At 71.3% G+C, this 10,664-nt stretch carries 9 protein-coding genes and 3 tRNA genes; 2 read left to right on the forward strand and 10 right to left on the reverse strand.

Annotated elements, in window-relative coordinates:
- The 6 genes from VF665_RS13230 to VF665_RS13255 form a co-directional block, all read right to left on the reverse strand.
- A partial coding sequence (locus VF665_RS13230; RefSeq protein ID WP_331053903.1) for an alpha-ketoacid dehydrogenase subunit beta occupies positions 1-1,018 on the reverse strand: 1,018 nt, incomplete at its 3' end.
- Between the two features lie 14 nt (positions 1,019-1,032).
- The gene (locus tag VF665_RS13235) at positions 1,033-2,106 is read right to left on the reverse strand and encodes a thiamine pyrophosphate-dependent dehydrogenase E1 component subunit alpha (protein WP_331053904.1); all 1,074 of its coding nucleotides are present in this window, start codon (positions 2,104-2,106) and stop codon (positions 1,033-1,035) included.
- A gap of 265 nt (positions 2,107-2,371) precedes the next feature.
- Positions 2,372-4,315 (reverse strand): penicillin-binding protein 2, encoded by a 1,944-nt coding sequence (mrdA, locus tag VF665_RS13240; RefSeq protein WP_331053905.1) that lies wholly within the window; start codon positions 4,313-4,315, stop codon positions 2,372-2,374.
- An 88-nt stretch (positions 4,316-4,403) separates the two neighbouring features.
- Positions 4,404-5,246, reverse strand: a complete 843-nt coding sequence (locus tag VF665_RS13245; RefSeq protein WP_331053906.1) for a nucleotidyltransferase domain-containing protein — start codon at positions 5,244-5,246, stop codon at positions 4,404-4,406.
- Between the two features lie 114 nt (positions 5,247-5,360).
- Positions 5,361-6,140 carry a L,D-transpeptidase gene (locus tag VF665_RS13250; RefSeq protein ID WP_331053907.1) on the reverse strand — a complete coding sequence of 260 codons (780 nt, stop codon included), beginning with the start codon at positions 6,138-6,140 and terminating at the stop codon, positions 5,361-5,363.
- Between the two features lie 149 nt (positions 6,141-6,289).
- Complete coding sequence (locus tag VF665_RS13255; RefSeq protein WP_331053908.1) at positions 6,290-6,658, reverse strand: hypothetical protein; 369 nt, start codon at positions 6,656-6,658, stop codon at positions 6,290-6,292.
- Between the two features lie 373 nt (positions 6,659-7,031).
- On the opposite strand from VF665_RS13255, the gene VF665_RS13260 reads away from it, so the two are divergent.
- On the forward strand, positions 7,032-8,708 hold the full coding sequence (locus tag VF665_RS13260) for a phospholipid carrier-dependent glycosyltransferase (protein WP_331053909.1): 1,677 nt from the start codon (positions 7,032-7,034) through the stop codon (positions 8,706-8,708).
- 6 nt (positions 8,709-8,714) lie between these two features.
- Here the strand turns inward: VF665_RS13260 and VF665_RS13265 are convergent, their stop codons facing one another.
- The 4 genes from VF665_RS13265 to VF665_RS13280 all read right to left on the reverse strand — a co-directional run bounded on the left by VF665_RS13265 (position 8,715) and on the right by VF665_RS13280 (position 9,901).
- Positions 8,715-9,431: a phytanoyl-CoA dioxygenase family protein gene (locus VF665_RS13265; protein ID WP_331053910.1), complete on the reverse strand. Its 717-nt coding sequence runs from the start codon at positions 9,429-9,431 to the stop codon at positions 8,715-8,717.
- A gap of 83 nt (positions 9,432-9,514) precedes the next feature.
- Positions 9,515-9,589: transfer RNA gene (locus tag VF665_RS13270), tRNA-Val, on the reverse strand.
- A 91-nt stretch (positions 9,590-9,680) separates the two neighbouring features.
- A tRNA-Glu gene (locus VF665_RS13275) sits at positions 9,681-9,753 on the reverse strand.
- Between the two features lie 77 nt (positions 9,754-9,830).
- Positions 9,831-9,901: transfer RNA gene (locus VF665_RS13280), tRNA-Cys, on the reverse strand.
- Between the two features lie 211 nt (positions 9,902-10,112).
- Between VF665_RS13280 and VF665_RS13285 the strand changes: the two genes are divergently transcribed.
- Positions 10,113-10,664, forward strand: a 552-nt coding sequence (locus VF665_RS13285; protein ID WP_331053911.1) for a hypothetical protein, incomplete at its 3' end; no start/stop codon positions are given.

Below are 10,664 nucleotides of genomic sequence, written 5' to 3' on the forward strand. Positions count from 1 at the left end.
GGTGCCGGGCCGCCTTGATCACGTCGTCCACCTGCGGCAGAAAGTAGTCTTCCAGCGGCGGCGAGTACGGCACGGGCGCGTCGGCGGCGGCCACGCGCAGGGGCGGCGCATCCAGCCACTCCCACGCCTTTTCGTTCACGCGCATGGCGATCTCGCCCGCGATGCCGCCCGTGCGCGTATCCTCGTGCACGATCAGCAGGCGGTTGGTCTTCTTGACCGACGCCACGATGGAGTCCTCGTCCAGCGGCAGCAGGGTGCGCAGATCGATGATCTCCACCGACAGGCCGTCTTCCTTCTGCAGCACCTCCGCCGCCTCGGCGCACTTGTGCACCATGGCCGCGTAGGTCACGATCGTGAGGTCCGTTCCCTCGCGGTGCGTGCGCGCCTTGCCCAGCGGGACGATGTAGTCGTCCTTGGGCAGCACCTCGCGCAGCTGCGGCCGGCGGTACAGCCACTTGTGCTCAAAGAACAGCACCGGGTCGTCGTCGCGGATGGCGGCCTTGATGAGCCCCTTGGCGTCGTACGGCGTGGACGGGTACACGATCTTGAGGCCCGGCGTATGGAAGAACGCCATCTCCGGGTTCTGCGAGTGGAACGGCCCGCCGCGCACGCCGCCCCCGGAGGGGCCGCGGATCACCATGGGCACGCCGCCGCTGCCCCGGTAGCGGCTGGTAGCGATGTAGTTGGTGATCATGTCGTACGCGCACGAGATGAAGTCGATGAACTGCATCTCGCACACGGGACGCATCCCCATGTGCGCGGCGCCCGCGGCCGCGCCCGTGAAGCCGATCTCGCTGATGGGCGTATCCACCACGCGCAGGCTGCCGAACGCGTCCAGAAAGCCGTCCGTCATCTTGAAGGCGCCGCCGTACGCGCCGATGTCCTCGCCCATCATGAACACCGACGGGTCGCGCTCCATCTCCTCCCAGAGGCCCTCGCGAATGGCCTCCAGCAGGGTGACGGGCTTGCCCTGCTCCGTCAGCCGCAGGTGCTCCGGCTTTTCCAGTACAGTCGCCATCGTAAGCGTATGCGTCAGGCCAGGGTGGGGTCGGGCGGCGTGTGGCGCGTCCACGGGGCGTTCACCGGGCCGTCGCCGTACACGTCCGTCAGCGCTTCTTCGGGCTCCGGAAGCGGGCTCTGCTCCGCCTCGGCCACCGCCTCGTCCAGCTCGCGGTCAATGTCCTGCCCGATCGCGGTCAGCTCGTCGGCCGTCGCCCATCCGTTGTCCAGCAGCGTCTTTACGTACCGGTCAATGGGGTCGTTGGTGCGGGCCCAGTGGTCGATCTCCGCCGGGTCTACGTACGTCTGCGCGTCGTGCTGCGCGTGGCCCTTGCGGCGGTAGGTCATGAATTCCAGCAGGGTTACGCCCTCGCCCGCGCGGGCGCGGTCCACCGCGCGCCGGCTGGCGCCGTACACGGCCAGCATGTCGTTGCCGTCCACCTGCTCGCCGGCCACGCCGTAGCCCGGCGCCTTGTCCACGAACGCCTTGGCGGCCGTCATGAACTTGGACGGCGTGCTGTACGCCCACTGGTTGTTTTCCACGATCACCACCAGTGGCAGGCGCTGCACGGCGGCAAAGTTGACACCCTCGTGAAACGCGCCCGTGCTGGTGGCGCCGTCGCCGATGTACACCATCCCCACCCGGTCCTCGCCGCGCTGCTTGAAGGTCAGCGCCACGCCCGCCATCACCGGAATCAGGTCGCCCAGCGGCGAGATCTGCCCGATGAAGCCGCGCTGCAGGTCGGTGATGTGGATGTTGAGTTCCTTGCCCCGCGCCAGCGAATCGCCCTTGGCCATGTACTGCCGCACCACCTCCACCGGCCTGCTGCCGATGGTGAGCATGCTGCCCAGGTTGCGGATCAGGGGCGAAAGCATGTCGCCGGTGCCGTCGTCGCGGCGGCGCAGCGCGTAGGCCGACGCCACCGACTCGCCCTCCTGCCCCAGCGACCGGAACAGCCCGCCCACGATCTTGCTCTGCTTGAAGAGCACCTCGAGCTTTTCTTCGAGGCTGCGGGTGAGCCGCACCAGGTGGTACATCTCCAGCAGCTGCTCGCGCGTCAGCCCGTGCGGAATGGCCGTCGTGCGCGCCTTGGTCTTGTTCGCCATGTCCAATGGGGGACCGTCCTGGCCAGGGCCGCGCGGGGGCAGAACCACCCCGGCGGCCGGAAGCGGGACAACTTGCGGCGGGGGGCGCGGGGAGTCAAGGAAAAGTGCGGGAGTGCGTGAGTGCGTGAGTGCGTGAGTGCGGGGTGCGGAGTGGGGTAGTACGAGAGTACGAGAGTACGAGAGGGCCGATGTCCCCGGGGGGAGAAGCGGAACGGCGGCGGTCCCTTGGGGGGCCGCCGCCGTTCTTCCTTTGTCCTCCGGCCGGTCAGTCCGCCGCGCGGGCGGGGCGGGCCGGGCGCGCGGCGGCGGAACCGCCGCGGGCGCGGGCCATCTCCTCACGCGAGAAGGGAATCAGCCTGCGGTTGGGCGTGTCCCACTGCCCGTCCGTGCCGCCCCGCCCCGAACGCCAGCGCTCGCCCAGCGTGGGCGCCGGGTCGAACGGCTGCTTGTACCTCCGGTCCAGGTAGTAGTTCACGATCTTGGCGCCCAGCGGCGCCGCCGCGTCGCCGTGCAGGCCGTGCTCCACAATCACCGCAATGGCGATTTCCGGGTGCCCGCCGGGCCGCCCCGCAAAGCCCGCGAACCAGCCGTGGTCGGCGCCCTGCGGGTTCTGCGCCGTCCCCGTCTTTCCGTACAGCTTGTAGCGCGCCAGGCTGGACTGCAGCGCCGTGCCGTCCGGCTCCGTCACCAGGCGCAGCCCCTCCCACAGCGCCTCCAGCTGCGTCTGGTCCAGCCCCAGGTCAATGGGCTCGCCCTTGGCGATGCTGTCGCCCTCCACCAGGTGCGGCGAAGGCGAGGTGCCGTCGCCCGCAATGGCGCTGTACACGTACGCCATGCGGAGCGGCGTCTGCGTGTTGGGGCCCTGGCCAATGCTCAGGCTCATCACATCCGAGGGCACCGGATCCACCCGGAAGCGCTTCTTGTACCACGCCAGCCCCCGCGGATAGATGCCCGGCAGCTCCGCGGGAAGGTCGATCCCCGTCTTGGAGGCAAAGCCCAGCCGCACTCCCGCCCGCGACAGCTCCGCCAGGCCGATGCGGATGCCCACCTGGTAGAAGTACACGTTGCAGGAGTTCTCGATGGCCTGCGCCAAGTCCAGCGAGCCGTGGCCCGCCCGGTACCAGCACCGCGAGTAGCGCCCCGCGTACGCCATCCCGCCCGTGCACGAGATGGGCATGCGCGTGTCCTTCTTCAGAATGCCACGCTGCAGGCCGAGCGCCGCCGTGATCGTCTTGAACGTGGACGCCGGCGGGTACTGGCCGGTGATGGTGCGGTTGAACATCGGCTTGCGCGGATCCGTGTTCAGCGCGCCCCACAGCCGCGAGGGAATGCGGCCCACGAAGTCGTTGGGGTCGTACGACGGATGGCTGTACATGGCCAGGACTTCGCCCGTGCTGGGCACCATGGCCACCACCGCGCCTTCCATGGTGTCGGGAAAGATCTGGTGGATGTACTCCTGCAGCTTGAGGTCGAGCGTAAGCTTCATGGGGCTGCCCGGAATGGGCGCCCGCGCGCCCACCGTGGAGCGCGGGTCCACCACGCGCCCCTTGGCGTCCACCTCCACGAACCGCGCGCCGTCGCGCCCGGCCAGGTGCAGCTCGTACTGCTTCTCGATCCCCGCCTGCCCGATCAGCATTCCCTGCCGGTAGCCGGCGTTGGCGTACTGGTCCTGCTCCAGCTGCTGCTTGGTGATCTCCGTCACGTAGCCGGAGATGTGGCCGATCGCCATGCCGCTGGGGTAGTAGCGCTGCGGCCGCTCCACCACCATCAGGTTGGTGAAGGCCGAGCGGCGCTCCTCGATGGCGGCGGCCTGCGAGAAGGTGGCGCGGTCCGTCACCTCCAGCAGGTCGTGCTGGCGGCGGTTCCGCTTCACCATCAGCGCGTCGATGTTCTCCTTGGACAGGCCCAGGAAGGGCGCCAGGTCGTTCAGCGTGTTGTGCACCACCGCGGAGTCGCCGGGCAGCACCGCGATGGAGTAGCTGGTGATGCTGGTGGCCACCACCTCGCCGTTGCGGTCCAGAATGGTGCCGCGCGGCGCCGGAATGGGGATGCCGCGCATCCGGTTTTCCTGCGAGCGCTCGGCGTAGCTCGCGCCCGACACCACCTGCGTCTGAAAGAACGCGGTGAGCAGGGTGGTGATGATGAACGTGACGGCGAACAGGGCACCAAAGGTGCGCCGCTGCCGTGTATCGCCCTGAAACAGTCTCATGGTACGCCAGAAGGCTGGATGTCCCGCACGGGCCGCGAACTGCGCCCATACCCGTTCGACAAGCAAGTCCTGCGCCCGCCCGCGGGGCTCACCGGCAGACGAATCCCGTGCTCCGCAACGCGTTCCGCAGCCTCCGCCTGACCTCGTTCCGCAGCCGCTCCGCCACCCCCAGCAGCACGTTCGCGGAGACCGGGGGAGGCGGCACGGGCGGCAGGTCGTCCAGTTCCAGGTGCCCCGGCGGATACGAGCGCGCCACCCACGCCAGCGCCCGCGCCTCCCCGCGCGAGCGCACCCACGCGGGGCTGCGCGCGGCAAAGGCGCGGACCGCGTCGCCGCGGCGCGGCCGGGTGTCGCCCGCCAGCACCAGAAGCGCGGTGCACAGCCGCACCACGTCGTCGCGCACGCGCCGGACCCATGCGCCATCCCCGCGGCGCAGGCTGCCCGCCACTTCCGCGCTCCCCTCGTCCACCCGGTCCAGCATGCGGCCGGCGCAGAACACCGCGTCCGCGGGGGTAAACGGCACGCGTGGCGGCGGGTGCTCCGCGGGCCAGACGGGGACGGCGTCGTCCAGCGCATCCACCAGCATGGGGGTGCGGCGCCCCTCCTCCAGGTCCTCCATGGCGACGGACCACACGCCGACGGGAACGCCGCTACGCTCCGCCACCTCCGCCGCGATCGCCTCCGCGTGCCCGGCCTGCGGCTCCCGGTCCGGCGGCAGGTTGCGCCACACCAGCAGCAGGTCCACGTCCGAGTCCGCGCGCGCATCCCCCCGCGCCCGCGAGCCGAACAGCGCCGCGTACACGAGTTCCGCCGGCACGCGCAGCCGCACCTGCCGCACCACCTCGCGCACGGCGGCCCGCGCCCGCGCGTCCAGGCAGCGGTCCAGAGTCCGCTCCGCCGTCTCCGGTCCCTCCATTCCGTCCGTCCGCATGCGGCCGGGCGGGGCAAGTCACGTTCCGGCGGCCGCCGCCCGCTCGTTCGATAAGAAAACGCCCCGCCCGGCGCGTGGCCGGGCGGGGCGGGAAAGGATGCGGGTATCGCAATGCTACCGATCGACCGTTCCCGTGGCGCGGCGCAGGCCGGTGAAGGCGTCGGCGAGCTTGGCCGTCACGGGGCCGCGCGCCTGGCGGGCCCGCTGCAGCAGCGCGCGGATCTGCGCCCGGTCAATGGAATTCGCCTCGTACCCCGCCGCGAGCAGCGCCTGGATTACGCCTTCGGTGTGAATGCGGCTGCGATTGTAGAAGTCGGGATACACCCGCACCTCGTCGTTCTCCACCACCACGGGGTCGTAGCGGATCACGAGCGGAACCGGCGCGCGAAAGCTGGACCAGCGCGTGGTGCTGGAGCGGCGCAGAATGCCGTCGATCTCCGCCGGCGCCACGGTGGGCTGCGCGTGCTCGTGCAGCAGGCGGGCGAGCTCCACCACGTCGCGGTTGCGCATGCGCACGCACCCGTGCGACGCCGGCTGCCCGATGCTGGCGGAATCCGGAGTGCCGTGGATGTAGTACAGCGGCATGAAGAACAGCTTCACGCGGCCCATGGGGTTGTTGGGCCCGGGCGGCATGAACTCCTTGCCGCGCGCCCATTCCCGGTCCGCGGGCGGCCGCCACGACGGGTTCCACTCGGCGCGTTCCACGGTAAAGGAGCCGTCCGGCGTGTCGTGGCCGGGCGTGCCCACGGAGACGCGATACGTGCGCACCAGGCTGTCCCCGTCCAGCACGCGCAGCCGGTTTTCAGGGATGTTCAGGTCCAGCCGCAGCTGGGCCGCGGCGGGCACCGCGGCGGCGCTGAACGCGAACGCGACAAGCAGGCGAGAAAGCTTCACGAGTCGATTGCCGATTCGGGGTGACGATGATCGTCCGTGCAAGATAAAGCCGTGGGCCGCACAGAGCTACGCTGTGCGGCCATACGGGACGGAGACGCGATGGATGTCGGATGGGCTGGATGCCGGGCCGCCGCGACCGGCCGGACCCGTCAGTCCGCGGCGGGTCCGCCGGACGAGCGGTGGCGCGCGGCGTTGCGCTCGCGGGCATAGGCGTGCTCCACCGTGAGCACGATGCTGTGCGCGCGCTCTTCCGAAACGCCGGCCACAAAGACGGCGTCCATGCGGCCGTGCGCGCCGGGGCGAAAGATCACGTGCGCCCCGCCGATCTCGGCGCTGAGCGCGTTCCCGTCATCCCCCGCGCGGAACTCGCGCAGGCTGGCGCGAAGGACGTCGGCGTCCTTGATGCGCGTGGGCAGGGTAAGCTCGTACCCCGGCACCGGCGGGCCACGGTGCAGTGCCTCGGGGAGCGGGTCGGCGGCGGCGATGAGCAGCGGAATCCAGAAGCGGGAATCGGTCATGTTCGCGGATGGGCGCCGGCGGGTACCGGCCTGTTCGGCATCGCGGGGACCCGCAGTGTACACCGGGTGCGCCGATTGGCTCCCTCGGGTGCACGGGGGCCGATGCGGGGACGGACGAGAGGCCCGGGTGCATCGGCGGCTGCATCAGTATCACCTGATCCGCGCGATTGGGCAACATCCATCCCCGTCGGGCCTGTGAACGGGCGGCGCGTTGTCCGTGCGCGCCGCGCCCGCTACGTTGCGCGCCGGCATGGCAGTCCGCCCCCGCATCCCGCATCCTGATCCGCCGCACGTGAGCCGCTCCACCCCCGCCCGCTCCCGGGCGTCCCGGCACGCACCCCCGCCCCGTCCCGCTCCGGGCGTCTTTCGCCGGATGATCGGCGCCGCCGCGGCGCGTCCCTGGGCCGTGGCGCTCGCCTTTGCGCTCGCGCACCTGGCCATCGTGCTCGCGGCGCTGATCCCCACCCTGCACTCCGGCGGCGACGGCGCGTCGTACCTGGCGCTCGCGCAGTCGTTGCGCGACGGTGGCGGATACCGGGAGCTGTGGGACCCCGCCATGCGGCCGCACACGCAGTATCCGCCCGGCTTTCCCCTGCTGCTGGCGGCGGCGATGAGCGTGGGGATCAAACCGTGGGTGGGCTTCAAGGTCCTGGTGGCGTTCTTTTCCGCCGCCGCGGTCGGTTTCTCGTTCCTGTGGGCGCGGCGCGCGGCGGGCATGCGGGCGGCGCTGGGCGTCGCTGGCATTCTCGCCATCAGCCCCGGCGTGGTGGACCAGGGACGCTGGGAATTGAGCGACGCGCCGTTCTGGGCCATGACCATGCTCGCGCTCTGGGCCTTCGCCTGCCCCGCACCGCCGCCGTCGGCCGAGAAGACCGGAGGCGAGCCCCGCGCGCCGGACCGGCGGTGGATGGCGATGGCCGCGCTCGCCGCCGCGGCCACGCTGGCCGCGTACATGACGCGGGCCGCCGGGCTGCCGCTGGTGGTGGGCGCGGCGGCGTGGCTGGCGTGGCGCCGCCGCTGGACCGCGCTCGCGCTGCTCACGGCCATCGTCGCGCCGTTCGGCGTGTGGTGGGCGCTGCGGGGACGCGCGCTGAACGCGCCCGGCTACGCCGGCTTTCTGTGGTACGTGGATCCGTATCGTCCAGCGCTGGGACGGGTGGACGCGGCGGGGCTCCTGGAGCGGATGTGGGCCAACGTCTCCATCTACGCCAGCTCGCACCTCCCCAGCCTGGTGATCGGCTGGATCGATGGCCGGCGCGCGCTGGTCCTGGGGGCGGCTCTGGTGCTGCTGGCGCTGTCGGGATGGGTGATGCGCGTGCGGCGCCCCGGCGCGGCGGAGTTCTGGCTGCCGCTGTACATGGGGCTGGTGCTCATCTGGCCGCGCGAGTGGGCCGGCGAGCGCTTTCTTCTCCCCGCTCTGCCCGTGCTGCTGGTGTGCGCCGCGGAGCCGGTGCGGTGGGCCGCGGCGCGGATGCGGGCGCCGTGGCTGGCGGGGGCGGCGGCCGCGCTCATCATGCTCCTGAGCGTGCCGACGCTGCGCCTCGAGGTGGTGGATGCGAGGCGGTGCCAGGCGGCATACAGCCCGTCGTTCACGCACCCGTGTCTTTCGCCGGAGTACACGGATTACCTGGACATCGCCCTCGAGGTGCGCGGGCGGCTGCCGGCGGGCTCCGCGGTGCTGGCCCGCAAGCCGACCCTGTTCTGGGCCGAGTCGGGGTACCGCAGCCGGGTCTTTCCCTTCAGCGCCAACCCCGACACGCTGATCGCGGCGGCGCGCGCGGCCGGGGCGCGCTACGTGATGCTGGACCAGATGGACAACGTGTCCATGCTGTACGTGGGGCCGGTGCTCATTCAGCGGCCCCAGGCGTTCTGCGTCATGCGCGCGCTGGGCCCGGCCCGCGCCACGCTGCTGGCCATTGTTCCGGGGGCGGAGCGGATGCCCAACCTGCGCAGCCGGCCCGGCGACGAACAGGCCGAAGTGGGATTTCGCGCGTGCGGGCCGGCATACTGGGCCAGGGGCCGTGCGCTCCCCCCCGCCCCGCCCGGCTGATCCGGCCTACCAGCGCCCGTGCCAGTCCAGTCCGCCGGGCAGGCCGCCCGCGCCGAACTCCAGGTGAACGACGCGGCGGTGGCCGGGCACGGTGGATGGAGACGAGGCGTGCAGCAGAAGGGGCCGCATCACCAGCGCGCCGCCCACCCCACAGGTGCACGGGACGGCCGGTTCGCGGTCCCGCCACGCATCCACCTGGTCCGGTGCCAGCCGGCCGTGCCGGTGCGAGCCCGCGATCACCTGCACCGGCCCGTTCTCGATCCCGCACGGGTCCAGGTGAACGCGCACGGTGAGCATGTTCTCCAGGACGGCCGCGGGGGGCTGCACGTGCGGGATCCCCGCCTTTCGCGACCAGGGGCCGAACCCGTCCACCTCGCGCTCCTCGGCCACGGCGATGGTGAGGTCCTGGTGCCAGGCCACCTTCCAGTTCGCGTCCGGCGTCTTGTCGAACAGAATGCCGCGCACCGCGAAGCACTCCGCCCCCAGCACCGGCTCCACCAGCGCGCGCACCGCCGGGGAGCGCGCGAGGGCACGCACCGCGGGCACAACCTCCAGCAGGTTGCGGACGGCGTGCACGGTGCCCCGCCTGCGGATGGCCTCGGGGCCGTCCACCTCGGCCAGCGCCTCCAGCAGTCCGATGACCGTCGCGCGGTCGGCCACGTCGGCGACCAGCGCAAAGCCGTCGCGGTCGATCCGGGCGGGATCGTATCCGGGCATCGTCATGCCACTTCTCCTGAGCCGTGCAAGCGGGCGAAGGACACGAGAAAACCCCGCCGCAAATGCGACGGGGTTTTCAAGGTTTCTAGTGCTCGCTATAGGATTTGAACCTATGACCTCTCGCGTGTGAAGCGAGCGCTCTGGACCAGCTGAGCTAAGCGAGCGTATCGCGGGCCGGAGGTTATCCGCGCCCGCGCCGGAAGGTGGGCTGCTTCCTGCGGGGACCTGACCCTTTGCCCTCCAGACTTCCCATCATACCCCGTACGGGAATCGAACCCGTGTTTTGGCCTTGAGAGGGCCATGTCCTAGGCCACTAGACGAACGGGGCGCGACTGAACCACAGTCTTGCAAGCTAACCGCCCGGGAACGGGCCGTCAACCGGCCGCCCGGGCGATCACAGCCCAGAGGCGCCGCCCGGATTCGAACCGGGGGTCGAGGATTTGCAGTCCTCTGCCTTACCACTTGGCCACGGCGCCAGCACACTCGCTGCAGGTGTGGAGCCGACAACCAACGCCGTTCCGCGCAGCAAACGCCCGGCAAATGTATGGGTGCCCCGGCGGCCCGTCAACCCCGGGCGGCGAGTGTTTGCGGCCTCCGCGGCGTTTGACACGGCCCGCGGCGGGCGCTAGCCTCCCCGCTCGGCACCGCTGGTTTTTTCTGATTTTCTACTTTGACCGCACGTTGCGGATGAAATACAGGTTCCGGCCCGCACTGGCCCTGGCCCTTGCCGCCGCCGCACTTCCCGCCGCCGCCCGCGCCCAGGACACCGAGGCGTGGGTGCTCCGCCGCGGAATGCTGGAGCTGTCGTCTGGCGGCATCTTTACCCACTACGACCGCCTGTCGGGCGAGAGCGGCGGGCTGGGCAGCGAGTTTGCCGCCCCGTTCGGCGCGCTGGCCCGGCGCGTGGCGGCGGACTCGCTCACGCGGCTGGACCCGCGGCTGCGCGCCCTGTTCAGCACGCTGGAAGGCACGGCCGCCCGCCCGCTGGCGGAAGACCTTTCCATTGGCGAGGCGTCGTTCCGCGCGCGCATCAGCGAGCGCCGCGTGCCCTTTACCGTCCGCTACGGGCTGCGCGACCGGCTTACCGTGTTCGCCACGCTTCCGCTGGTGCAGCGCGGCACCAGCAGCCTGGGCCCGTTTCTGCTGGGCGGCAACGTGGGGTTGAACCCCAGCGCGGCGGCCAACGCCAACGCGCTGGCCGCCATCGGAGGCGGGTTCCGCGACGTGGGCGGGGCGCCG

Source organism: Longimicrobium sp. (assembly GCF_036387355.1).
Lineage (GTDB): Bacteria > Gemmatimonadota > Gemmatimonadetes > Longimicrobiales > Longimicrobiaceae > Longimicrobium.